This window comes from Pseudomonas sp. 2995-3, assembly GCF_002742565.1.
Classification (GTDB): Bacteria; Pseudomonadota; Gammaproteobacteria; order Pseudomonadales; family Pseudomonadaceae; genus Aquipseudomonas; species Aquipseudomonas edaphica.
Genome location: NZ_LJSB01000462.1, coordinates 52,992 through 77,422, shown reverse-complemented (window position 1 = coordinate 77,422; position 24,431 = coordinate 52,992). Strand labels below are relative to the sequence as shown.

The following is a 24,431-nucleotide window of genomic DNA, read 5'->3' as shown; positions in this document are numbered from 1 at the left end:
CTTTGACCGAGTATGGCTCTGCTGTTGCTGTTGCTGTTGCTGTTGCTGTTGCTGTTGCTGTTGCTGTTGCTGTTGCTCTGGCCCTTACATCCTTTTCGATGACGAAGTCAGCGGTCTTTTGATCTGCGCTTTTGATCTTGATCTGAAATCGCCCCGTCAAACACGATGGCCGGAATCTGACAGTGATTTGGGGGGTAAACCGGCAGGGATGCCGGTTTAGCCGCGCTGGGCCAAGGATGGCCCATCGCGGCGGCCCCCCAAATCACTGTCGGATTGCGGGCATGCCGAGCCACAGCGAGGCACCGAGTGTTGGGGCGAGGACCTTTTGCTTACTTTTCGGTCCTTCGAAAAGTGAGTCGCTGTAAGAGCGAAACCATAGGCCGCCGTTACCGCAGCAATGGATATGTACCCCGACCAAACACCCCCGCCAAACCGCTATCGCAGGCAACCCAGCTCCCACAGTTATTTGTGTTTCAAGCCCGCCTCTCGCGAAATTACCAAGCAAGCTAATAATTCCATTTGACATTCGCTGCCTAAGCAGTAACATCTTGTCATACATTCACTGCCTAGGCAGTAATAAGGTGACTTTCGATGACCCACTACACCCCTGACAGCTTTCGCAACTGCCACCTCGGCCTGTTGCTGGGCCGGGCGGCGCTGCTCAAGGACCGCATTATCGACACCCATATGGAACCCCACGGCGTCACCGCCGCGCAGTTCAAGGTGTTGATCATCATTGCCCAGTTCGACGTCGATACCCCGGCGGAGCTGTGCCGCCACCTGTCCCTGGACAGCGGCTCCATGACCCGCATGCTCGACCGTCTGGAGCAAAAGGGCCTGCTGGCGCGCAAGCGCTCCGAGCAGGACCGGCGCCAGGTGCAGTTAGTGCTCACCGAAGACGGCCAGCGCCTGGCCGACATGTTGCCGCATATCGGCGCGCAGTCGATGAATGAACTGGCCGGTGCCCTCGAGCCTGGTGAGTTGGAAACCCTGGAAAGAATCCTCAAGAAAATTCTGGTAGCTGCCGGTGACGCCATCGTCCTCCAGCGGGTAGGTAATCAATGAAAACGCGTGCACTCAGCCTGGTGCTGGTGGCGATGAGCATGGCCGGTTGTGCCAACTTCAGCGGCCTCGACACCCAGGGCCAACGTCTCGACGCCAACACGTTGCAAACCGGCAAATCCTTGAGCGGCGTGACCCTGTCCACGGCCGCCTGGCCCACCGCCGACTGGTGGAAAAGCCTCGGCGACCCGCAACTCGACGGCCTGATCCACGAAGCCCTGCAAAACAGCCCTGATATGCAAGTGGCCAGCGCCCGTGCGCACCAGGCCGAAGCCGCCGCTTATGCCGCCGATGCGGCGCGCATGCCAACCCTGGATGCCAGCGCCGGTGTGAGCCGTTCGCGCCTGGCCAAGGACCAGGACCCGCGCGGGCAGGGCGATGCCTATGCCACGGTGCGTAACATCGGCGCCAGCTTCAACTACAACTTCGACCTCTGGGGTGGCCAGCGCGCTGCCTGGGAAGCCGCGTTGGGCCAGGCGCGTGCAGCCGAAGTCGACCAGCAAGCCGCACGCCTGACCCTGGCCGCCAACGTCGCCAAGGCTTACAGCGATTTGGGCCAAGCGCATATCGTGCGTGACCTGGCCAATGACGACCTCAAGCGCACCCGCCAGATGCTCGACCTGAGCAAACGCCGCCTCAGCTCCGGCATCGACAGCGAATACCAGTACCAACAGACCGAAAGCCTGGAAGCCAGCTCCCAGTCGCAGTTGATCGACGCTGAAAAACAACTGCAAAGCGCCAAGATCGCCCTGGCGGTATTGCTCGGCAAAGGCCCGGACCGTGGCGGCGAGCTGACCCGCCCGAACGTGTTGAAACCCAGTGCCGTCGCTGTGCCTTCAGTCTTGCCGGCCGAATTGCTGGGCCGTCGCCCGGACCTGATCGCCGCACGCTGGCGCGTGGAGGCCGCGAGTAAAAACGTGGCCGCGAGCAAAACCCGCTTCTACCCCAACCTCAACCTCAGTGCGAGCGCCGGGGCCGAGTCGTTGCTCGGTGATGCGATGTTTGGCTCGGCCAGCCGGTTCTTCAGCATTGCGCCGACCATCTCGTTGCCGATCTTTGACGGTGGCCGCTTGCGTGCCGACCTCGATGCTCGCGACGCCGATTACGACCTGGCCGTGGCTCAGTACAACAAAACCCTGGTGCAAGCCTTGGGCGATATCGGCAACACCCTGATGCAACTGCGCGAAACCGGGCGGCAGATCCAGGCGCAGCAACACGCTGCGGACATCGCCCAGCAGTCTTACGACACCGGCGTACAGCGTTACAGCTCCGGCATCGGTAACTACCTGGATGTGCTCAGCATCGAGCAGCAATTGCTGCAGGCCCAGCGTCAGCTGGCGACCTTGAATGCGGCGCAGATCGACCTGTCGATTCAATTGATGCAAGCCCTGGGTGGCGGATTCAACGCCGATAACGTGGCCGCGACCACGACCAGCCCTGCCACCCGTACGGAATAATTTGAGGTATTTGTCATGGCCACTGCCGAAAACAGCAACGCAACTGAAAAGCCCGATAACAACCCGCGCAAACGCAAAGTCATGCTGATCGGCCTGGCGCTGATCGTCATTCTTGGCGTGGTCGGCGTGTGGGGCTGGTATGAGTTCTACGGGCGCTTCAATGAAAGCACCGACGACGCCTATGTGAACGGCAACGTGGTGGAAATCACCCCGCTGGTCACCGGCACCGTGGTCAGCATCGGCGCCGACGACGGCGACCTGGTCCACGAAGGCCAGGTTCTGATCAACTTCGACCCGAATGACGCCGCCGTCGGCCTGCAAAGTGCCCAGGCCAACCTGGCCCGCACCGTGCGCCAGGTGCGTGGTTTGTACAGCAATGTCGATGGCATGAAAGCCCAGGTCAACGCACAGAAAGCTGACGTGCAAACCGCCCAGGACAACTTCAACCGCCGTAAGACGCTGGCCCAGGGCGGTGCGATCTCCCAGGAGGAACTGTCCCATGCCCGTGACAACCTGACCGCCGCCAAGAACGCCCTGACCAACCTTGAGCAGCAACTGAAAACCACGAATGCCTTGGTGGATGACACGGTGATTTCGTCCCACCCGGATGTGCAAGCCGCCGCCGCGCAACTGCGTCAGGCCTACCTGACCAACGCGCGCAGCACCTTGATCGCACCGGTCACGGGCTACGTGGCCAAGCGCACCGTGCAACTGGGCCAGCGCGTGCAGCCCGGCACCGCGTTGATGGCGGTGATCCCGCTGGACCAGCTGTGGATCGACGCCAACTTCAAGGAAACTCAGCTGCGCGATATGCGCATTGGCCAGCCGGTGGACATCGAAGCGGACATCTATGGCAGTGACGTGAAATTCAGCGGCACCGTCGACAGCCTCGGCGCCGGCACCGGCAGCGCGTTTGCCCTGCTGCCTGCGCAGAATGCCACCGGCAACTGGATCAAGATCGTGCAACGGGTGCCAGTGCGCATCCACATCAACGCCGACGAGTTGGCCAAGAACCCGCTGCGGGTGGGCTTGAGCACTGTGGTCAACGTCGACCTGCACGACCAAAGCGGCCCGGTGCTGGCGCAACAGGCACCGCAAAAGGCCTCGTTCACCACCAACGTGTATGACCGCCAACTGGCCGAAGCCGATGCCATGATCACGCAGTTGATCCATGACAATAGCCTCGCCGCACCCAAGGCTGTGCAACGCTGATGAGCGCTAACGCCCCCGCGTCCTTTACGCCGCCAAGCTTGCTGATGGCCACTATTGGCCTGTCGCTGGCGACCTTTATGCAGGTGCTCGACACCACCATCGCCAACGTGGCGTTGCCGACCATTTCCGGCAACCTGGGCGTGAGTTCGGAGCAGGGCACCTGGGTGATCACCTCGTTTGCGGTGAGCAACGCCATTGCCTTGCCGCTCACCGGCTGGCTGAGCCGCCGGTTTGGCGAGGTGAAGCTGTTTTTGTGGGCGACCATCCTGTTTGTATTGGCGTCGTTCCTCTGTGGTATTTCCACCTCGATGCCCGAGCTGATTGGCTTTCGGGTGCTGCAAGGCCTGGTCGCCGGGCCGTTGTACCCGATGACCCAGACGTTACTGATCGCGGTTTACCCACCGGCCAGGCGCGGCATGGCCCTGGCGTTACTGGCGATGGTTACGGTGGTGGCGCCGATTGCCGGCCCCATCCTCGGCGGCTGGATCACCGACAGCTACAGCTGGCCGTGGATCTTCTTTATCAACGTGCCCATCGGCATCTTTGCGGTGATGGTGGTGCGTTCGCAATTGAAGAAACGCCCGGTTGTCACCAGTTACCAGCCGATGGATTACGTCGGGTTGTTGAGCCTGATCGTTGGTGTCGGCGCTTTGCAGATCATCCTCGACAAGGGCAATGACCTGGACTGGTTCGAATCCAACTTCATCATCATCGGTGCGGCGATTTCGGTGATTGCCCTGGCGGTGTTCATCATCTGGGAGCTGACCGACAAGCACCCGGTGGTCAACCTGCGGTTGTTTGCCTACCGCAACTTCCGTATCGGCACCATCGTGTTGATCCTGGGCTATGCGGGCTTCTTCGGGATCAACCTGATCCTGCCGCAATGGCTGCAAACCCAGATGGGCTACACCGCCACCTGGGCCGGCCTGGCGGTCGCGCCGATCGGTATTTTGCCGGTGCTGATGTCACCCTTTGTGGGCAAGTATGCGCACAAGTTCGATTTGCGCTTGCTGGCGGGCCTGGCGTTCCTGGCGATTGGCTTGAGCTGCTTTATGCGCGCAGGCTTTACCAATCAGGTGGATTTCACCCATATCGCTTTGGTGCAGTTGTTCATGGGGATCGGCGTGGCGTTGTTCTTTATGCCGACCTTGAGCATCCTGATGTCCGACTTGCCGCCGGCGCAAATCGCCGACGGCGCGGGTCTTGCGACCTTCCTGCGGACCCTGGGCGGTAGCTTTGCGGCATCGCTGACCACCTGGATCTGGATTCGCCGCGCCGATCAGCACCACGCGTACATGAGCGAGAACATGACCACCTACGACTCCGCCACCCGCGATGCGTTGCAGGCGCTAGGCGGAGCAGGGCACAAGGCCTATGCGCAGTTGGACCAGATCCTCACCAGCCAGGCGTACATGATGTCCACCGTGGATTACTTCACGTTGCTGGGGTGGATGTTCATGGGCTTGATGTTGCTGGTGTGGCTGGCCAAGCCGCCGTTTGGCGCGAAGGCCGGGCCGGAGGCTTCCGGTCATTGATCGGCAACGTTTGAAATGCAATCAAATGTGGGAGCTGGTTTTGTGTGGGAGCTGGCTTGCCTGCGATAGCATCAGCTCGGTGTACCTGATGTACCGAGGTGCCTGCATCGCAGGCAAGCCAGCTCCCACACAAGCCAGCTCCCACACAAGTCAAACCCCACACAAGCCAGCGTTCTGTGTCTCAGGGTTATGCGCCGGGCAACGCCAACTGTGGGTTGACGAAGTCAAACGCCGCCAGCGCAAACCCTTGCTCATCCACCTGCAAGGCCCAACCCTGCTTGTCCCAATCCCCCAGCACAATACGCTTGGCCGCCTGGTCACCAATCTGCAGTTTATGAATGGCCGGGCGGTGCGTATGGCCGTGGACCAGAGTGCGTACACCGAACTGCTGCATCACCCGTGGCACTTCCTCGGGCGTCACATCGACAATATCGTTGGTTTTCATACGCGTTTGCGCACGGCTCTCGCTGCGCAGCTTGCGCGCCAGCTTGTGGCGGGTGCGCAAGGGCAGGTGCCGCAGGATGAACAAGACAATCGGGTTACGCAGGATGCGCCGCAGCTTCATGTAGCCGATGTCGCGGGTGCAGAGGCTGTCTCCGTGCATCAACAGCACGGGCTCGCCATGTAACTGCACGACACTCGGGTCCTTGAGCAAGGTAGCGCCTGCGGCTTTGCAGAACGCTTTACCGATCAGGAAATCGCGGTTGCCATGCATGATAAAAATCGGGGTGCCGCTGTCGCTCAGCTCGCGTAAAGCCTCGCAGATGGAACGCTGGAAGGCGGTCATCCCATCGTCGCCAATCCAGGCTTCAAAGAAGTCCCCCAGAATGTACAACGCCTGGGCGCCACGGGCGCGGCCGTGGAGCAGATCCAGAAACGCCCGGGTGATATCCGGGCGCTCCTCTTCCAGATGCAAGTCTGAAATCAGCAATATCACCCAACGATCTCGGCTTTCTGGACGATCACGTCTTCTGCTGGAACGTCCTGGTGACCGGCCTTGGAGGTGGTGGACACGCCTTTGATCTTGTCGACCACGTCCTGGCCTTCGGTGACTTTACCGAATACCGCGTAGCCCCAGCCCTGCACGTTCTTGCCGCTGTGGTTGAGGAAGGCGTTGTCGGCGACGTTGATGAAGAACTGCGCGGAGGCCGAATGCGGCTCCATGGTACGGGCCATGGCGACGGTGTACTTGTCGTTGGAAAGGCCGTTGTCCGCTTCGTTCTGGATGCTTGGACGCTTGTCTTTCTTTTCTTTCATGCCTGGCTCGAAACCGCCGCCCTGGATCATGAAGTTGCCGATGACACGGTGGAAAACGGTGTTTTCGTAGTGGCCGGCGTTCACGTACTCGATGAAGTTGGCGACGGTGATCGGCGCTTTCTCGGCGTTCAGCTCGATGACGATGTCACCGTGGTTGGTGGTCAGTTTGACTTGAGTCATGTTCACTACTCTTTTCAGGGAATTCGTGGGTTTGGACGCCAAGGCGCCGCTACCGGTTTGGCTAAATGTGTGCCAAGGCGCGCAGTTTAGCGTGCCCGGCAGGAATTTCGAGGTGGTTTTTTACCGCCGGTGCATTAAATGCAGCAGTTTTCGGTGCTGCTCTGTCAGGTACTTGACAGCATCGGCTATGATATCGCCTTTGTTTTATCTGGCCCCAACCGGCCACGAACCTGTCTGTTCAAGGATCCTATGAGCAAGCCCACTGTCGACCCTACCTCGAATTCCAAGGCCGGACCTGCCGTCCCGGTCAATTTCCTGCGCCCGATCATCCAGGCGGACCTGGATTCGGGCAAGCACACGCAGATCGTCACCCGCTTCCCGCCAGAGCCCAACGGCTACCTGCACATCGGTCACGCCAAGTCGATCTGTGTGAACTTCGGCCTGGCCCAGGAGTTCGGTGGCGTCACGCACCTGCGTTTCGACGACACCAACCCGGCCAAGGAAGACCAGGAATACATCGACGCCATCGAAAGCGACATCAAGTGGCTGGGCTTCGAATGGTCCGGTGAAGTGCGCTATGCGTCCAAGTATTTCGACCAGTTGTTCGACTGGGCCGTCGAGCTGATCAAGGCCGGCAAGGCCTACGTCGACGACCTGACCCCGGAGCAGGCCAAGGAATACCGTGGCACGCTGACCGAGCCGGGCAAGAACAGCCCGTTCCGTGACCGTTCGGTAGAAGAGAACCTCGACTGGTTCAACCGCATGCGCGCCGGTGAGTTCCCGGACGGCGCCCGCGTGCTGCGCGCCAAGATCGACATGGCCTCGCCGAACATGAACCTGCGCGACCCGATCATGTACCGCATCCGCCACGCCCATCACCACCAGACCGGTGACAAGTGGTGCATCTACCCGAACTATGACTTCACCCACGGTCAGTCGGACGCCATCGAAGGCATCACCCACTCCATCTGCACCCTGGAGTTCGAAAGCCATCGCCCGCTGTATGAGTGGTTCCTCGACAGCCTGCCGGTTCCGGCGCACCCGCGTCAGTACGAGTTCAGCCGCCTGAACCTGAACTACACCATCACCAGCAAGCGCAAGCTCAAGCAGTTGGTGGACGAAAAGCACGTGCATGGCTGGGATGACCCGCGCATGTCCACCCTGTCGGGTTTCCGCCGTCGCGGCTACACCCCGGCGTCGATCCGCAGCTTCTGCGACATGGTCGGCACCAACCGCTCCGACGGCGTGGTCGATTACGGCATGCTCGAGTTCAGCATCCGTCAGGACCTGGACGCCAACGCGCCGCGTGCCATGTGCGTATTGCGCCCGTTGAAAGTCGTGATCACCAACTATCCGGAAGACAAGGTCGACCACCTCGAACTGCCGCGTCACCCGCAGAAAGAAGAACTTGGCGTGCGCAAGCTGCCGTTCGCGCGTGAAATCTACATCGACCGTGATGACTTCATGGAAGAGCCGCCGAAAGGCTACAAGCGCCTGGAGCCTAACGGCGAAGTGCGCCTGCGCGGCAGCTACGTGATCCGTGCCGATGAAGCGATCAAGGACGCCGATGGCAACATCGTCGAACTGCGATGCTCCTACGACCCGGAAACCCTGGGCAAGAACCCTGAAGGCCGCAAGGTCAAAGGCGTCGTTCACTGGGTGCCGGCTGCTGCCAGCATCGAGTGCGAAGTGCGCCTGTACGATCGTCTGTTCCGTTCGCCGAACCCTGAGAAGGCTGAAGACAGCGCCAGCTTCCTGGACAACATCAACCCTGACTCCCTGCAAGTTCTCACGGGTTGTCGTGCCGAGCCATCGCTTGGCGACGCACAGCCGGAAGACCGTTTCCAGTTCGAGCGCGAAGGTTACTTCTGCGCGGATATCAAGGACTCCAAACCTGGTCATCCGGTCTTCAACCGTACCGTGACCTTGCGTGATTCGTGGGGCCAGTGATTCTCTAAGGAAGCCGTTGTGCTAACGATCTACAACACACTCAGCAAGACCAAAGAAGTCTTCAAGCCGCTGGACGGCAACAAGGTGCGCATGTACGTGTGCGGCATGACCGTGTACGACTACTGCCACATCGGCCACGGCCGCAGCATGGTTGCCTTCGACCTGGTGACCCGTTGGTTGCGTTTCAGCGGCTATGACTTGACCTATGTGCGCAACATCACCGACATCGAAGACAAGATCATCAACCGGGCGCGCGAGAACGGCGAACCGTTCGATGTGCTGACCGAGCGCATGATCACCGCGATGCACGAGGATGAAGCGCGTCTGAACATCCTCAAACCGGACATGGAGCCGCGCGCCACGGATCACATTCCGGGCATGTTGAGCATGATCCAGACCCTGATCGACAAGGGTTACGCCTACGCCCCAGGCAATGGCGACGTGTACTACCGCGTCGCGAAGTTCATGGGCTACGGCAAGCTGTCGCGCAAGAAAATCGAAGACCTGCGCATCGGCGCACGTATCGAAGTCGACGAAGCCAAGCAGGATCCACTGGACTTCGTGCTGTGGAAAGGCACCAAGCCCGGCGAGCCGAGCTGGGAGTCGCCATGGGGCGCGGGCCGTCCGGGCTGGCACATCGAATGCTCGGTGATGTCCACCTGCTGCCTGGGCGAGACCTTCGACATTCATGGCGGCGGCAGCGACCTTGAGTTCCCGCACCACGAAAACGAAATCGCCCAAAGCGAAGCCGCCACCGGCAAGACCTACGCCAACGCCTGGATGCATTGCGGCATGATCCGCATCAATGGCGAGAAGATGTCCAAGTCCTTGAACAACTTCTTCACCATCCGCGATGTGCTGGAAAAGTACCACCCGGAAGTGGTGCGTTATTTGCTGGTGTCGAGCCACTACCGCAGCGCCATCAACTACTCGGAAGACAACCTCAAGGACGCCAAAGGCGCGCTGGAGCGTTTCTACCATGCGTTGAAAGGCCTGCCTGCCGTGGCGCCGGCCGGCGGCGAAGCCTTCGTGGCACGCTTTACCGAGGTCATGAACGACGACTTCGGCACGCCGGAAGCCTGCGCGGTGCTGTTCGAGATGGTGCGCGAGATCAACCGTCTGCGTGAGAGTGATCTTGATGCAGCCGCAGGGCTTGCTGCGCGCTTGAAAGAGCTGGCCAGCGTGTTGGGTGTACTGCAGATGGAAGCCGATGACTTCCTGCAAGCCGGCGCCGAAGGGCGTGTAGATGCCGCTGAAGTAGACGCGTTGATTCAAGCGCGCCTGGCTGCCCGTGCAGGCAAAGACTGGGCGGAGTCCGACCGTATCCGTGACCAACTGACCGCGATGGGTGTGGTGTTGGAAGACGGGAAGGGCGGCACGACGTGGCGGTTGGCTGATCAGGCTTGATCGGTAAACCCTGAATAAAAAAACGCCCCGACTGGTTCGGGGCGTTTTTTATTGTGCAAGCGTGGCTCGTTCCCACGCTCTGCGTGGGAACGCCGCCCTGGACGCTCTGCGTCCTGCTTTTGGCAAACACCTCAAGCCCTGTGCAAGGTGACGCGGAGCGTCACGGGATGCATTCCCACGCAGAGCGTGGGGACGATCAATGTGGGCTGTAACGCTAATGTTAATTTAATCCTCCGGTGTAATAAGCGAGTATTGCCAAATGTTACCCTGGGTTTTCCGGCGGCTGTCTGCGCCGCTTTTTTAGTGCGAGGCTGTATGCGAAGTTGGTTGAGCCGCTACCGTTACGTCATCCTTTTCTGGCTGTGCTTCGGCGTGTTCCGCACCTCCCTGGCCGACTGGAACCCCATCCCGTCCGGGTCGATGCGCCCGACGTTGCTGGAGGGTGATGTGGTGCTGGTCAACCGTGTGGCGTATGACCTCAAGCTGCCGCTCACGGATATATCCCTGGCCAAGCTGGATGACCCTAAACGCGGTGATGTGGTGACCTTCTCGTCACCCAAGGACGGTATGCGCTTGATCAAGCGCATCGTCGGCATTCCCGGCGATACCCTGGAAATGAAAGATGAAGTGCTGTGGGTTAACGGCACGCCGGCTACCTACAGTGATGGCCAGGACATCAGCGAACCGATCGTGCCAGGCCAGACAGTGCCGGGTATCAAGCTGATCGAGCATGCGAGCAACAGTCAGCGCAGCATTCAGTTCATGCCCACGGTTCGGGCATTGCGAAATTTCGGCCCGGTCACGGTGCCTGCCGACAGTTATTTCATGCTGGGTGACAACCGCGACAACAGCGATGACTCGCGCTACATCGGCTTTGTGCCACGCCGCTTGTTGATCGGGCACGCGCATCATGTGCTGGCATCTGCGCAAATCCTCGATCATTGGATGCCGCGCTTGAACCGCTTCGGCGCGCCGATCCTGTAATTACGCCTTGGCGCCCAGTGCGCGAACTGCAAACCCTGCGATGTTAGCCAACTGCTCGACGCTAGCGCCGCCCTTACCGGCAATCTTCATGCCGCTAAGGGTGGCCATCAGAAAGTCGCAGGCGGCCGGCAAATCGGTGCCCGGCACGAGTTCACCCTGTTCCTGCGCACATCTCAGGGTCTGCTCAAATGCACGGCGCAAACGCTCGGCGCTGTGTGCGGTGAGTTGATTGATTTCCTCATCTTCCTGGCCAAACTCACAGATCGCATTGACGCCCATGCACCCGGCCGTGCCTTCGCGAAGGGCGCGGGTGGCGAAGGAGTTCAGGGTGTCGTGCAGGCCTTGCAGCGGTGTAGGGCCTTGGCCCAGACGCTCGATCAGGTCGTCGACGCCCGTGCGCTGATACTCGGCCATGGCCTGCAGGTACAACTGGCGTTTGTCGCCAAAGGTGTTGTACATGCTCTGGCGGCTCAGCCCCATGGCCTGCATCAGTTCTTCGGTTGAGGCGGCGGCAAAACCCTTGTCGCAAAATACGCGGATGGCGTGTTGCAGCACCTGGTCGCGGTCGAAGGCTCGGGGTCTTGCCATGGGGTACCTCTGGAAAGTGAAGGGTCAGGCCAGGTAGCCACCGTCGATGCTCAGGCTGGCGCCGGTCACAAAGGCAGCTTCTTCAGACGCGAGGTAGGCGACCATGCCGGCGATTTCGTCAGCCGTGCCTGTACGGCCCAAGGGCACCAGGCTTTTGATCAGGTCGGCATGCGGCGCGTCTGCCGGGTTCATGTCAGTGCTGGTCGGGCCGGGCTGGACGTTATTGACGGTGATGCCGCGCGGGGCAAAATCAATCGCCAGGCCGCGGATCATACCGGCGATCGCCGCCTTCGTCATGCTATAGACGCTGGAGCCCGGAAAGGCTGAGCGCTGCGCTACGACGCTGCCCACGCTGATGATCCTGTCACCACTGCGCATCACTGCTGACGCGGCTTTCGCGGCGGCGAATGTCGCGCGTACATTCACGGCGAACATGCGGTCGAAGTCTTCCAGGCTGAATTCGTCCACGCTGCCGAGCTGCAAGATCCCGGCATTGTTAACCAGGATATTCAGCGTGCCGAAATGCGCAACGGTGGTGGTCACGGCTCGGGCAATCGCCACCACATCGGCGCTGTCCGCCTGAATGGCCAGGGCTGTGCCGCCTTGGCTTTGAATCTGGCCGACCAGTGCCTGCGCCTTGTCAGCCGACGCGGAATAGGTGAAGGCCACTGCCGCGCCTTCAGCCGCCAGGCGCCGCACGATGGCTTCGCCGATGCCACGGGAGCCGCCGGTTACCAGGGCGACTTTGTCAGTAAAACGTGCGAGATGAGCAGTCATGGGTGTGCCTGTTTTTAGTGGATTAATAAATCCACTAAACCGTATCAGGCCAATTCCAATGCGCCAAGCTATTTATGGATTATTTAATCTTTAACTAGGGCGCGACATTTTTGCCTTACCTTTGGAGGCTCGGCTCGCACACTGAAACTGACGGTGATTTGAATGGATTGTATTTTCTGCAGCATTGTCCGCAAGACGTCCCCGGCCCATATCCTCTGGGAAGACGACCAGCATATGGCGTTCCTGTCGATCTTCCCCAATACGCCTGGTTTCAGCGTGGTGATCCCCAAACAGCATTACGGCAGCTACGCGTTCGCGCAGTCGGATGCGGTGTTGTCCGCGCTGATTGTGGCGACCAAGAAAACCGCACTGTTGATTGATCGGGCGTTTCCCGATGTGGCGCGCACGGGGATGATGCTCGAAGGCTACGGCGTGGACCATCTGCATGCGAAGCTGTTTCCCATGCACGGCACGGGGCAGGACAGCGCGTTCAAGCCCATCAGCTCCAAAGTCGACAAGTTTTTTGCGGCGTATGAGGGTTACATCTCATCCCACGATTTTGTGCGGGCCGATGATGGGGAACTGGCAGCGTTGGCGACGCACATCCGCTCGTTCGCCTGACGCAAAAACCAATGTGGGAGCTGGCTTGCCTGCGATGGGGGCCTATCAGTCACAGCAACATTGACTGATACACCGCTATCGCAGGCAAGCCAGCTCCCACAGATCAATCAGCGGCGGCTGCTGACCTCGGCAGGCACATCATCACCGGCCATGCGCTTGCGAAACAGCGCCGTGCGCGCCAACAGCAGTGTGGTAACAGGCACCGTGATCGCCAACAAAATCGGAATCAACCAACCGTGCAGCACCGGCCCGGACTTGAGCACCGAAAAGTAGATAATCGACGCCAGCGCCACGCACCACGCGCCCAGTGTGGAGGCCAGTGCCGGTGGGTGCATGCGCTGGAAGAAGTCCTTCATGCGCAACAACCCGATCGCGCCAATCAGCGCAAACAGGCTGCTGAGCACCAGCAACACGGCCACGATCATTTCAACCCATAACGGCATCATTCAATCACCTCGCCACGCAGCAGGAATTTCGCCAGGGCGAACGACCCGACAAAGCCAAACAGCGCAATCAGCAGCGCCGCTTCAAAGTAGGTGTCACTGGCATAACGAATGCCGAGCACCAGCATCATCAGCATCGCCAGGATGTACAGGTAGTCCAGCGCCAGAACCCGGTCTTGCGCGGACGGGCCTTTGAACAGGCGCACCAGCGTCAGCACCATCGCCAGCGAGAACAGGAACAGGCTGACCAGGATTGCATTGGAGAGCAGGGGGCTCATTCGAAGATCTCCATCAGGGGCCGTTCGTAGGCGCGTTTGAAGTGCTCGATAAACGGTGCTTCATCGTCCAGGTCGAACACGTGCAGCAGCAGGATGCTGCGGTCCAGGGCCAGTTCCGACCACACTGTGCCAGGCGTCACGCTGGTGATCATCGACAGGACGGCCAGGCCGTTGGGGTCACGCAGGTCGAGCGGGATTTTGATAAAACGTGAACGCGGCGGGCGGGATCCGCACGTCAGTACGCCCCAGGCCACGTGCAGGTTGGACACGATCACGTCGCGACCCACCACGAAGAACAAGCGAATGATGATGCCGGGGCGGCGAATGCGCACCGGCAGCGGGCGCAGCGGCGCCATCAGCAGCGGCGCGAGAAAGCCCAGCACCGCGCCCAGCAACAGGTTGCCGGGGCTGACCGACAGGTTCAACACCAGCCACAGCACCCACAATGCCAGCGATAGCCATGGGGCAGGGAACAGGCGCTTCATGGCTGCACCTCCAGGGCGGCGGCTCTGGACTCAGGGCTCAGCACCGGGCGCGTGGCCATCACCGCCATCACGTAATGCTCCGGGTTATTCAGGCTGTCGGCAGTGGCCTGGGTGTAGCGCATCAGCGGTTCGGCCTTGAAGGTCAGGAGAATGCTCAGGCCGAGCAGGAAGAAGATCGGCACACATTCGTAGCGGCGCAGCAGCGGCGATGGGCGCTCCTCCGGTGTCCAGAAGCGCTGGATACCCAGGCGGGCGAAGGCGATCAGCGAAGCCAGGCCCGACAAGATCAACAGCGCCACTAAACCCCAGGCTGCCGGGCGGATCGGCTCATCCACCGCGTTACCCAGGCCCATTGGGTTGACCAGCGCGCTCAACAGGCTGAGCTTGCCAATAAACCCGGACAACGGCGGCATGCCAATAATCAGCAGTGCGCAGGCGATAAAGCTCAAGCCCAGGAAGGCCATGGTCCAGGGGATCACCTGGCCGACCACGGCTTTCTGCTCGTCATCCAGGTTGACGCCGGGACGTGGGTGCAACGACTCCATGGCCTTGGGCAGCGCGTCGATTTCTTCATCCAGCGGCAGATCATTGGCCGAGCGCGAACGCTCGATCAGCTCGGCCAGCAGGAACAGCGCGCTCAGCGCCAGGGTCGAGCTGACCAGATAGAACAGCGCCCCGGCGGTCAGGCTTGGCTGGGCAAAGCCCACCGACGACAGCAGGATCCCGGCCGACACCAGGATGCTCAGGCTGGCCATCCGCTCCAGGCGCTGCGCAGCCACCATGGCCAGCGCCGCGCAGACGATGGTCGCCATGCCGCCGTACACCAGCCAGTCGCCGCCAAACAGCGCCGATGCACCGGCTTGCCCGGAGAACAGCAAGGTCCACAGACGCAGCACTGTGTACACGCCGACCTTGGTCATGATCGCAAACATCGCCGCCACCGGTGCGCTGGCCGAGGAGTAGGCGGGTGCCAGCCAGAAGTTCAGTGGCCACATGCCGGCCTTGGCCAGGAATGCAGTGGCGAGGATCGCCGCGCCAGCATGCAACAGGCCGCGATCGGCTTGCGGTACCAGCGGGATTTTCAGCGCCAGGTCAGCAAAGTTAAGCGTGCCGGTGACCCCGTAGATCATCGCCGCGCCAATCAGGAACAGCGACGACGCCAACAGGTTGATCGCAATGTAATGCAGCCCCGACGACACCCGCGCGCGGCCGGAGCCGTGCAGCATCAAGCCATAGGACGCCGCCAGCAGCACCTCGAAGAACACGAACAGGTTGAACAGGTCCGCCGTCAGGAATGCACCGTACAAACCCATCAGCTGGATCTGGAACAGCGCGTGGAAACTGGTGCCGGCGCGATCCCAACGGGCCATGGCGAACAGCAGCGCGCTCACACCGATAATGCCGGTGAGCACCAGCATCATCGCCGACAGTTGGTCCACCACCAGCACAATGCCGAAGGGCACCTGCCAGTTGCCCGGCAGGTACACGCCAATCGAGCCGGGGCCGCCTTGTTGCGTCCAGTACAGCAGCAGGATGGCGACACCCAGGCCGATGATGCTGGAGAACAGGTTGATCCTGGCTTTCAACGGGCGGCGTTTTTCGCCGAGCATCAGCATCAGCGCGGCGGTCAGCAACGGCAGCAGGATCGGCGCGACGATCATTTGATTCATCCACGTCATTCCTTTGGCTCCCGACCGTCCACATGGTCAGTGCCGGTCAGCCCACGGGAGGCCAGCAGCACCACCAGAAACAAGGCCGTCATGGCGAAGCTGATCACGATGGCCGTGAGTACCAGGGCCTGGGGCAGCGGATCGGTGTAGTTGAGCAGGTCTTGCGGCACGCCGTCCTTGATGATCGGCTCTTTACCGATGAACAGGCTGCCCATGCTGAAAATGAACAGGTTGACTCCATACGACAGCAGGCACAGGCCCATGACGACCTGGAACGTTCGTGGGCGCAGGATCAGCCAGACGCCGGAGGCCGCCAGCACTCCAATGGCAATTGCGATGACTTCTTCCATCAGGCGGCTCCTTCGGTTGCGGCAACGGCCTTGGGCTGGTTGCTCGGTTTATGCGCTCGCACCGACTGGTGACCGAGGGCGGTGAGCATCAACAGCGTGGAGCCGACGACCATGGCGTACACGCCAACGTCGAAGAACAACGCGCTGGCAATGTGGATATCGCCCAGCAGCGGCAGGCTGAAGTGCCAGGTGTGGGTGGTGAGGAACGGGTAACCGACGAACAGCGCGCCGAGCCCGGTCAAGGTGGCCGAAAGCAGGCCGAAGCCCATCCAGCGCATCGGCCTCAGGCTCATCTGCGCTTCGACCCATTGGGTGCCGGCGACCATGTATTGCAGGATAAACGCCACCGACATCACCAACCCCGCGACGAAACCGCCGCCCGGCTGGTTGTGGCCGCGCATGAACAGGTAGAACGACACCACCAGCGCAATCGGCAGCAGCAGGCGCACCAGTACCGCCGGCACCATCATAAAGCCCAGGGCGGTATCGCTGGCCTGGCGCGGGTTGACCAGGTCGGTGGCCACGTCCGGCGCCAATTGGCGCTGTTGTGGCGGCAACTCCATGCTTTCCTTGGACGGGCGGAAGCGGCGCAGCAGGGCGTAGACGGTCAGCGCCACGGCGCCGAGCACGGTGATTTCGCCCAAGGTATCAAAGCCCCGGAAGTCCACCAGCATCACGTTCACCACATTGCTGCCGCCGCCTTCGGGCAGCGCGCGGCTCAGGTAAAACGAGGAGATATCGTTGGGCGTCTGGCGGGTCAGCATTGCGTAGGAGAGCAGCGCCATGCCGCCACCCACCACGCTGGACAACAGGAAGTCGCGCAGGCGACGGATGCGCGCCTTGCGCAACGAGCTCGGCAGTGGCGAGACTTCTTCGATCCGTCGTGGCAACCAACGCAGGCCCAGCAAAATCAGCACGGTGGTGACCACTTCGACCACCAGTTGCGTCAGGGCCAGGTCCGGCGCCGAGAACCACACGAAGGTCACGCAGGTGACCATGCCGCACACACTGACCATGGTCAGGGCTGCCAGCCGGTGGTACTTGGCTTGCCAGGCGGCGCCCAGCGCACAGGCGATGGCCAGCAACCACAGGGTCACGAACACGATGGAGCCGGGGATCTTCGGCCGGTCGCCCCAACTGAGGCCGCTGTTGAGCATCGGGATCAACCCGGCAACCACCGCTGCCAGCACCAGCAGGAACAATTGGGTTTGCAGGCGTTTGGTGCTGATGCGTTTTTCGATACGGCGCACGCCGCGCATCATTACCACCAGGCTGCGCTCGAACATGCGCTTGCCGTTGAAGTAACTGATGATCGGCGGGTATTTGAAACGGCCAAGCTTGAGCTGTTTGCGCAGCAGCAGGTACAGCACGATGCCGCCGGACATGGCCACCAGGCTCATGATCATCGGCGCGTTCCAGCCGTGCCAGATGGCCAGGCTGTATTCGGGCAGTACCCCGCCGACCACCGGCAGTGCGGCGGCGGCGAGGATCGAACCGACCACCTGGGCCGGGAAGATGCCCACCAGCAGGCAGGTAAACACCAGCAGCTCGACCGGCGCGCGCATCCAGCGCGGTGGCTCGTGGGGTGTGTGGGGCAGGTCGGTCGCGGGCGGGCCGAAGAACACGTCGACGGTAAAGCGCAGGGCATAGGCCACGCTGAACGTACCGGCGATGGTCGCGATCACCGGCAGGGCGATTTCTACCCACTTTGTCGCCGAGATAAATACCGTTTCGGCGAAGAACATCTCTTTGGACAGGAAACCATTGAGCAACGGCACGCCGGCCATGGACGCACTGGCCACCATCGCCAGGGTCGCAGTAAACGGGATCAGCCGCACCAGGCCACTGAGCTTGCGGATATCCCGCGTGCCGCTTTCGTGGTCGATGATGCCGGCGGCCATGAACAGCGATGCCTTGAAAGTGGCGTGGTTGAGGATATGGAACACCGCAGCGACGGCGGCCAGCGGGCTGTTGAGGCCCAGCAGCAAGGTGATCAGCCCGAGGTGGCTGATGGTGGAATAGGCCAGCAGGCCTTTGAGATCATTCTGAAACATGGCGCAGTAAGCGCCGAGGAGGAGGGTGAGTGCGCCGGCACCGCCGACGATCCAGAACCATTCTTCGCTGCCGGACAGCGACGGCCACAGGCGGGCCAGCAGGAACACGCCGGCCTTCACCATCGTCGCCGAGTGCAGGTAGGCCGAAACCGGCGTGGGTGCCGCCATGGCGTGGGGCAGCCAGAAGTGGAAAGGGAACTGCGCGCTCTTGCTCAAGGCGCCGATCAGCACCAACGCGAGCATCACCGGGTACAGCGAATGCGCGCGAATCTGATCGCCCGCCGCCAGCACCAGGTCCAGGTCATAGCTGCCGACGATATGCCCCAGCAGCATCACACCCGCCAGCAGGCACAAGCCGCCGGCGCCGGTGACCATCAGCGCCATATAGGCGCCGCGCCTGGCATCGGCGCGGTGGTGCCAATAGCCGATCAGCAGGAACGAGAAGAGGCTGGTCAGTTCCCAGAAGAACACGATCTGGATCAGGTTGCCGGAGATCACCAGCCCGAGCATGGCGCCCATAAACGCCAGGAAAAACGCAAAGAAGCGCGGCACCGGGTCATCCGGCGACATGTAATAGCGCGCATACAGCGCCACCAGTGTGCCGATGCCCAGCACCAGCATCGAGAACAACCAGGCAAACCCGTCCATGCGCAGCACGAAGTTGAGCCCGAGGCTGGGCAACCACATGAATTCTTCGCGGATCACGCCACCGTGGGCGATCTGAGGGTAGAGCAAAGCGACTTGAATGGTGCCGACCAGGGCCACAAGGCCGGCCAACAGGGATTCGGTGTTACGTGCATTATGCGGCAGCAAGGCCGCCAGACAGCTGCCGATAAAAGGCAGAAGCAGTAGAACTATCAGGGACATAGGCTTCTAATCTGCGGGAGTTTGGGATGCATCATACGTGCCGCTTTCTCGATCACCAAACGGCAAGATGTGGCAGGATCCTACAAGGTAGGCCGAAAACCCCCATTTGGCATTGTTTCGGGCCTGATCATTCCCACGCTCTGCGTGGGAATGCCGCCCTGGACGCTCCGCGTCCCAACTGCTTATGCAGCCGTGAGCCTTGCGCAAGGGTGACGCGCAGCGTCACAGGATGCATGCCCACGCAGAGCGTGGGAACGATCGGGTCAGGGGGCTTCCTGTTCAAGTTCGATTGATTTTTCAGCTTCTCGCTGATTGCGTGTCTTCATCTCACTCACAATCACCGCCGCCACAATCAACGCCGCACCGACCATCGCAATCGGCGGAAAACGCTCCCCGGCAATCCGCCCGATCACGCCGGCCCATACCGGTTCGCCGGCATAGATCAACGTGGCACGGGTTTGCGAAACACTCTGCTGCGCCCAGTTCATCGCCACCTGAATCACCGCACTGGTCAAACCCAGGCCCACTGCACTGAACAACAGCAACCAGGAGAAGCCCGGCAGCGCCTCGCCCATCGGCACCACCATCAGGAACGACAGCAACGAGGCCGTGGCCAGTTGCACCACGGTCACTCGCCGCACATCCACCTGCCCGGCATAGGCGCCAATGAGGATAATTTCGGCGGCCACCGCGATTGCGCAGATCAGTGTGGCAATTTCACCGGGGCTGAAGTTCAGAGAGGCACCCGTCGGGCCTGTAAGCAGCATCAACCCGGTAAACGCCAACATGATGCCAATGCTCGGCATCAGGCCTGGGCGACGCCCCAGCACCAGCCACTGCAACAGCGGTACGCAAGGTACATAAAGCGCTGTAATGAACGCCGACTGGCTGCTTGGAATGGTCTGCAGGCCAATGGTCTGCATGCCGTAGCCGAACATGATCGAGGTGCCGATGAATGCGCCGGCTTTCAACTCGAACAAGGTCAGGCCACGCAACGTGCGCAACGAAAAGAACCCCACCACAATCGCCGCCGCCGCAAACCGCAGGCCCACGAAAAACATCGGCCCGCTGACGGTCATGGCGTGTTGCACGAGCAAAAACGTGCCGCCCCAGATCATGGTGATCACCACCAGGATGCATTCGGCTTTGCTGAAACGGTTGAAACGTGGGGCGGCGTTCGGGGCGGTCATGGCGGCTCGGTCTTGCAAGGGAAAGGCACGGACCGCACAATGCGCCGCACGCTGGGCAGTATACTGCGCACACCCACCCATTGAGCAATATAGTGCACAAAGAAAATCCACAACGGGCCTCGGTCCTGCAACACGTCAGCCAGAACGTCCGCCGGCTGCGCCATGCTGCGGATCTGAGCCAGACCGCACTCTCGGAAAAGTCCGGGGTCAGCCGGCGCATGCTGGTGGCCATCGAGGCGGGCGAGAAGAATGTCAGCCTGTCCACGCTGGACCGCGTCGCCGAAGCCTTGGACGTGGCCTTCAGCGACCTTATCCAGGCCCCGGATGCCGGTGATCACAGCCGCATCAACGAGCTGGCCTGGGCCGGCGATATCCCCGGCAGTAAAGCGGTGCTACTGGCCAAGGCCACGGCGCGGCGTGAAGTCGAGTTGTGGGAGATGCACCTGGAACCGGGTGATCGCTACAGCCCCGACCCCGACCCGGACGGCTGGAGCGTGCAGCTGTTCGTGTTCGAAGGCTGCCTGACCTTGCTGGTGGGCGAGGAACAAAAACACGTGGCGGCCGGTGAGTTCTACATGTTCGCCAGCCGCAACGTGCACGGCTATCGCAATGACGGCGACGTGGCCGTGCGGTTTGTGCGTAACGTGGTGATCTAACTGTTGGCCTGGCAACAGTGGATGCACACTTTGTTGGTTTGAAACGCGTTCAACAACCTCTTAAAGCCAGCAACCGCCTGATTTTGCTGACGATTAAATTCAGGCATGACTCCTGCAATTGCTCCGGTAACCCATCGGAGCCTGGAGTCGGCCCATGTCAGCCCACCCTCAACAACCTGCCCATATCATCCGCTCGGATGCCGAAGCCATTGAAGTCGCGACGCGCTTGGCCGCGCGGTTTGCCGTTGACGCCAGCGTGCGCGACCGCGAGCGGCGCCTGCCGGTGGCCGAGCTTGATGAGTTTTCTGCCAGCGGCCTCTGGGGCATCACTATTCCCAAGGCCTACGGCGGCGCCGAGGTGTCTTATGTAACGGTGGCCGAGGTGATCAAGTTGATCTCCGCTGCCGACCCGTCGCTGGGGCAAATCCCGCAAAACCACCTGGGCGTGGTGGACATCCTGCTGCAAACCGCCAGCGAGGAACAAAAGCGTCACTATTTCGGCAAGGTCCTGGCCGGCTATCGTTTCGGTAATGCCTTTTCTGAAGCCAAGAGCAAAAACGCCGGCACCTTCGACACTCAGATTCGTTTTGACGGCGACACGGCCTCTATCAACGGCGAGAAGTTCTACTGCACCGGCGCGCTGTTTGCCCACCTCGTGCCCACGGTCGGCAACAACGAGAACGGCCAGGCGTTTATTGCCTTTGTCGAACGCGATGCGCCGGGCCTAACCGTGATTGATAGCTGGGACGGCTTCGGCCAGCGCACCACCGCCAGTGGCGGCGTGACCCTCGACGGCGTCAGTGTGCCCCTTAGCGCGATCATTCCTGCGCACCAAGCCTTCGACCAGCCCACCGCCAACGGCCCGATCTCGCAGATTATCCAGGCCGCCGTCGACACCGGCATCGCCCTGGAGGCCCTCGAACAGGCAAAAATCTACGCACGCCAAGCTCGCCCCTGGATCGACAGCCAACAGGACCACGGCTGGCAAGACCCGTTCACCATCGCCGCCATCGGCGACCTGCAATGGCGCGTGCATGGCACCGAAGCGATCCTCGCCAAGGCCGGCAAGGCCGTCGACCTGGCCCTGGCCGAGCCCAACGAAGACACCGTCGCCAACGCCTCGCTGGTGGTTGCCCAGGCCAAAGTGCTGTCGGCCGAAACCGCCTTGCTTGCCAGCAGCAAACTGTTCGAACTGGCCGGCACCCGCTCGGTCACCGGCAAGCACAACCTCGACCGCTTCTGGCGCAACGCGCGCACCCACACCCTGCACGACCCGGCCCGCTGGAAATACCACCTGATCGGCAACTTCGTGCTCAACGGCGTGAAGCCTGCGCGCCACGCCTGGAACTGAGGATATTTATTCATGACCGCCCTGAATCAAGCGCGCCAACTGCTGGAAAGTACCCGACGGTTTGTACACGCCAGCGATGACCCGTACGTGATCAGCCGCTTTGGCGACTTGCAGATCCGCGTCGACGTAGCCGCCGCCTTGTTTGAACGCGCTGAAACCCACCCAAGCCCGGTGGCGTTGACCGAAGCACAAATCGCCGCTGCCGAAGCCTTGATTGCCGCCAGTAATGCCGAATTTGAACTCACCGGCCAACGTACCGCGCTGGCGTCGACCCTCGACGACCCACTGCGGCGCAAATATCAGATCGTCGGCAGCTACCACCTCAACGGAGTGCTTTGATGTCCCGTGAAATCCGCTTGAATGCCTTCGACATGAACTGCGTAGGCCATCAATCTCCCGGCTTGTGGGCGCACCCGCGTGACCGCTCGTGGCAGTACAAGGATCTGGAGTACTGGACGGACCTCGCCAAAATTCTTGAGCGTGGCAAGTTTGACGGCCTGTTTATCGCCGACGTGCTGGGCATCTACGACGTGTACAACGGCAATGGCGACGCGGCGATTCGCCAGGCCGCACAAGTGCCGGTCAACGACCCGCTGTCGCTGATTGCGCCGATGGCGTTGGTCACCGAACACCTGGGGTTTGGCCTGACCGCTTCTTTGTCATTTGAACATCCGTATCCGTTCGCCCGCAGGCTCTCGACCCTCGACCACCTGACCAAAGGGCGTGTCGGCTGGAACATCGTCACGTCCTACCTGGAAAGCGGCGCCAAGAACCTCGGTCAGAAAGCCCAGACCGAACACGATGCGCGCTACGACTATGCCGAGGAATACCTGGAGGTTTGCTACAAACTCTGGGAAGGCAGTTGGGAAGAGGGCGCCGTGCTGCGTGATCGCGAGCGTCGCATTTTCAGCGACCCGAGCAAAATCCACGAGATCCGCCACGTCGGCAAACACTTCCAGGTGCCCGGCATTCACCTCTGCGAACCGTCGCCGCAACGCACGCCGGTGCTGTACCAGGCCGGGGCCTCCAGCCGTGGCAAGCAGTTCGCCGCCGAACAGGCCGAGTGCGTGTTCGTGGCCGCACCGTCCAAGGTGCTGCTGAAAAAAACGGTGGCCGACATCCGCCGCCGAGCCGCTGAGGCCGGGCGAGATCCGAAGAAAATCCTGATCTTCAACTTGCAAACGGTGATCGTCGGCGAGACCGATGCCAAGGCCAAAGCCAAGTTTGACGAATACAAATCCTACGTCAGCTACGAGGGCGCAATGGCGCTGATCTCCGGCTGGACCGGCATCGACTTCAGCCAGTTCAAGCCCGATGAACCGCTCAAGCATGTACACACCAACGCGATTCAATCGGCGGTGGAAGCCTTCTCCACGGCGGACCCGAACAAGGTCTGGACGCCGAATGAACTGGCCGATTGGGTTGGCATCGGCGGCTTTGGCCCGTTGTTCGTGGGCGGCCCGGAAACCGTGGCCGACCTGTTGCAGGAGTGGGTCGAAGAGACCGACGTGGACGGTTTTAACCTGGCCTACGCGCTGACCCATGAAACCTTCATCGACGCCGTGGACCTGCTCGTGCCGGAGTTGCAAAAGCGCGGCGTATACAAGACCGAGTACGCCCAGGGCACCCTGCGCGAAAAGTTATTCGGCGACGGTGCGCGGCTGGCCCCAAACCATCCGGGTGCAAGCTACCGCGACCTCAAAGCCACTGCAATCTAACTGAAGCACCTCGGTCAATGTGGGAGCTGGCTTGCCTGCGAAAGCGGTAGATCAGTTAGAAATGAGCCAACTGACAAGCCGCCATCGCAGGCAAGCCAGCTCCCACAGTTGATTGGTGTTGATCCAACTGACTAGGCCAGCGGACCACCGCGACCTCAAAGCCAGCGCAATCTAACTGAAGCACCTCGGTCCATGTGGGAGCTGGCTTGCCTGCGAAAGCGTTAGGTCAGCCAGAAATGAGCCAGCTGATACGCCGCCATCGCAGGCAAGCCAGCTCCCACAGTTGATTGGTGTTGATCCACCTGACTAGGCCAGCGGACCACCGCGACCTCAAAGCCA

23 protein-coding genes are annotated in these 24,431 nt (G+C 61.1%); 12 read left to right on the top strand and 11 right to left on the bottom strand.

Features of this window, described 5'->3' with window-relative positions:
* Positions 1 to 591 precede the first annotated feature (591 nt).
* From AOA62_RS31055 to AOA62_RS31040, 4 genes are read left to right on the top strand one after another with little or no spacing between them, the layout of a single operon-like run.
* Positions 592 to 1,065: a MarR family winged helix-turn-helix transcriptional regulator gene (locus AOA62_RS31055; protein WP_017134700.1), complete on the top strand. Its 474-nt coding sequence runs from the start codon at positions 592 to 594 to the stop codon at positions 1,063 to 1,065.
* Complete coding sequence (locus tag AOA62_RS31050) at positions 1,062 to 2,519, top strand: efflux transporter outer membrane subunit (RefSeq protein WP_099550546.1); 1,458 nt, start codon at positions 1,062 to 1,064, stop codon at positions 2,517 to 2,519. Before AOA62_RS31055 ends, AOA62_RS31050 begins: the two co-directional genes overlap by 4 nt.
* A gap of 15 nt (positions 2,520 to 2,534) precedes the next feature.
* Positions 2,535 to 3,731 carry an efflux RND transporter periplasmic adaptor subunit gene (locus AOA62_RS31045; protein WP_017134698.1) on the top strand — a complete coding sequence of 399 codons (1,197 nt, stop codon included), beginning with the start codon at positions 2,535 to 2,537 and terminating at the stop codon, positions 3,729 to 3,731.
* Positions 3,731 to 5,266 carry a DHA2 family efflux MFS transporter permease subunit gene (locus AOA62_RS31040; protein ID WP_017134697.1) on the top strand — a complete coding sequence of 512 codons (1,536 nt, stop codon included), beginning with the start codon at positions 3,731 to 3,733 and terminating at the stop codon, positions 5,264 to 5,266. Before AOA62_RS31045 ends, AOA62_RS31040 begins: the two co-directional genes overlap by 1 nt.
* Before the next feature lie 187 nt (positions 5,267 to 5,453).
* On the opposite strand, the gene lpxH is transcribed toward AOA62_RS31040, so the two are convergent.
* Both lpxH and AOA62_RS31030 read right to left on the bottom strand, forming a co-directional pair.
* Entirely contained in the window at positions 5,454 to 6,203 is a 750-nt protein-coding gene (lpxH, locus tag AOA62_RS31035) for a UDP-2,3-diacylglucosamine diphosphatase (protein WP_017134696.1), read from the bottom strand.
* Positions 6,200 to 6,703, bottom strand: a complete 504-nt coding sequence (locus AOA62_RS31030; protein ID WP_017134695.1) for a peptidylprolyl isomerase — start codon at positions 6,701 to 6,703, stop codon at positions 6,200 to 6,202. Before AOA62_RS31030 ends, lpxH begins: the two co-directional genes overlap by 4 nt.
* Before the next feature lie 249 nt (positions 6,704 to 6,952).
* On the opposite strand from AOA62_RS31030, the gene AOA62_RS31025 reads away from it, so the two are divergent.
* The 3 genes from AOA62_RS31025 to lepB all read left to right on the top strand — a co-directional run bounded on the left by AOA62_RS31025 (position 6,953) and on the right by lepB (position 11,044).
* Positions 6,953 to 8,653, top strand: coding sequence for a glutamine--tRNA ligase/YqeY domain fusion protein (locus AOA62_RS31025; protein WP_026013499.1), 1,701 nt, complete (start codon positions 6,953 to 6,955; stop codon positions 8,651 to 8,653).
* 18 nt (positions 8,654 to 8,671) lie between these two features.
* Positions 8,672 to 10,060 (top strand): cysteine--tRNA ligase, encoded by a 1,389-nt coding sequence (cysS, locus tag AOA62_RS31020; RefSeq protein ID WP_017134693.1) that lies wholly within the window; start codon positions 8,672 to 8,674, stop codon positions 10,058 to 10,060.
* A gap of 315 nt (positions 10,061 to 10,375) precedes the next feature.
* Positions 10,376 to 11,044 (top strand): signal peptidase I, encoded by a 669-nt coding sequence (lepB, locus tag AOA62_RS31015; RefSeq protein ID WP_099550545.1) that lies wholly within the window; start codon positions 10,376 to 10,378, stop codon positions 11,042 to 11,044.
* Here the strand turns inward: lepB and AOA62_RS31010 are convergent, their stop codons facing one another.
* Together AOA62_RS31010 and AOA62_RS31005 are read right to left on the bottom strand one after the other, a co-directional pair.
* The gene (locus AOA62_RS31010) at positions 11,045 to 11,632 is read right to left on the bottom strand and encodes a TetR/AcrR family transcriptional regulator (protein ID WP_099550544.1); all 588 of its coding nucleotides are present in this window, start codon (positions 11,630 to 11,632) and stop codon (positions 11,045 to 11,047) included.
* Positions 11,633 to 11,656: 24 nt separating this feature from the next.
* Positions 11,657 to 12,409 (bottom strand): 3-oxoacyl-ACP reductase family protein, encoded by a 753-nt coding sequence (locus AOA62_RS31005; RefSeq protein ID WP_017134690.1) that lies wholly within the window; start codon positions 12,407 to 12,409, stop codon positions 11,657 to 11,659.
* Between the two features lie 162 nt (positions 12,410 to 12,571).
* Here AOA62_RS31005 and AOA62_RS31000 point away from each other — a divergent pair, with 162 nt between their 5' ends.
* The gene (locus AOA62_RS31000; protein ID WP_017134689.1) at positions 12,572 to 13,030 is read left to right on the top strand and encodes an HIT family protein; all 459 of its coding nucleotides are present in this window, start codon (positions 12,572 to 12,574) and stop codon (positions 13,028 to 13,030) included.
* A gap of 107 nt (positions 13,031 to 13,137) precedes the next feature.
* Here the strand turns inward: AOA62_RS31000 and AOA62_RS30995 are convergent, their stop codons facing one another.
* From AOA62_RS30995 to AOA62_RS30960, 7 genes are all read right to left on the bottom strand, one after another.
* On the bottom strand, positions 13,138 to 13,476 hold the full coding sequence (locus tag AOA62_RS30995) for a Na+/H+ antiporter subunit G (RefSeq protein WP_099550543.1): 339 nt from the start codon (positions 13,474 to 13,476) through the stop codon (positions 13,138 to 13,140).
* Complete coding sequence (locus tag AOA62_RS30990) at positions 13,473 to 13,751, bottom strand: K+/H+ antiporter subunit F (RefSeq protein WP_017137537.1); 279 nt, start codon at positions 13,749 to 13,751, stop codon at positions 13,473 to 13,475. Before AOA62_RS30990 ends, AOA62_RS30995 begins: the two co-directional genes overlap by 4 nt.
* On the bottom strand, positions 13,748 to 14,236 hold the full coding sequence (locus AOA62_RS30985; RefSeq protein ID WP_099550542.1) for a Na+/H+ antiporter subunit E: 489 nt from the start codon (positions 14,234 to 14,236) through the stop codon (positions 13,748 to 13,750). The genes AOA62_RS30990 and AOA62_RS30985 overlap by 4 nt, the downstream gene beginning before the upstream one ends.
* Positions 14,233 to 15,915: a monovalent cation/H+ antiporter subunit D gene (locus tag AOA62_RS30980; protein WP_099550541.1), complete on the bottom strand. Its 1,683-nt coding sequence runs from the start codon at positions 15,913 to 15,915 to the stop codon at positions 14,233 to 14,235. Before AOA62_RS30980 ends, AOA62_RS30985 begins: the two co-directional genes overlap by 4 nt.
* Positions 15,912 to 16,256: a Na+/H+ antiporter subunit C gene (locus tag AOA62_RS30975; protein ID WP_003192163.1), complete on the bottom strand. Its 345-nt coding sequence runs from the start codon at positions 16,254 to 16,256 to the stop codon at positions 15,912 to 15,914. Before AOA62_RS30975 ends, AOA62_RS30980 begins: the two co-directional genes overlap by 4 nt.
* The gene (locus AOA62_RS30970) at positions 16,256 to 19,177 is read right to left on the bottom strand and encodes a monovalent cation/H+ antiporter subunit A (protein ID WP_099550540.1); all 2,922 of its coding nucleotides are present in this window, start codon (positions 19,175 to 19,177) and stop codon (positions 16,256 to 16,258) included. Before AOA62_RS30970 ends, AOA62_RS30975 begins: the two co-directional genes overlap by 1 nt.
* 263 nt (positions 19,178 to 19,440) lie before the next feature.
* The gene (locus tag AOA62_RS30960) at positions 19,441 to 20,367 is read right to left on the bottom strand and encodes a DMT family transporter (protein WP_099550539.1); all 927 of its coding nucleotides are present in this window, start codon (positions 20,365 to 20,367) and stop codon (positions 19,441 to 19,443) included.
* A 92-nt stretch (positions 20,368 to 20,459) separates the two neighbouring features.
* Between AOA62_RS30960 and AOA62_RS30955 the strand changes: the two genes are divergently transcribed.
* The 4 genes from AOA62_RS30955 (at position 20,460) to AOA62_RS30940 (ending at position 24,092) form a co-directional block, all read left to right on the top strand.
* Positions 20,460 to 21,023, top strand: a complete 564-nt coding sequence (locus AOA62_RS30955) for a helix-turn-helix domain-containing protein (protein WP_099550538.1) — start codon at positions 20,460 to 20,462, stop codon at positions 21,021 to 21,023.
* A 154-nt stretch (positions 21,024 to 21,177) separates the two neighbouring features.
* Entirely contained in the window at positions 21,178 to 22,374 is a 1,197-nt protein-coding gene (locus AOA62_RS30950; RefSeq protein WP_099550537.1) for an SfnB family sulfur acquisition oxidoreductase, read from the top strand.
* A 12-nt stretch (positions 22,375 to 22,386) separates the two neighbouring features.
* Complete coding sequence (locus tag AOA62_RS30945; RefSeq protein WP_099550536.1) at positions 22,387 to 22,713, top strand: acyl-CoA dehydrogenase; 327 nt, start codon at positions 22,387 to 22,389, stop codon at positions 22,711 to 22,713.
* The gene (locus AOA62_RS30940) at positions 22,713 to 24,092 is read left to right on the top strand and encodes an LLM class flavin-dependent oxidoreductase (protein WP_099550535.1); all 1,380 of its coding nucleotides are present in this window, start codon (positions 22,713 to 22,715) and stop codon (positions 24,090 to 24,092) included. The genes AOA62_RS30945 and AOA62_RS30940 overlap by 1 nt, the downstream gene beginning before the upstream one ends.
* The last annotated feature ends 339 nt before the right edge of the window (positions 24,093 to 24,431 follow it).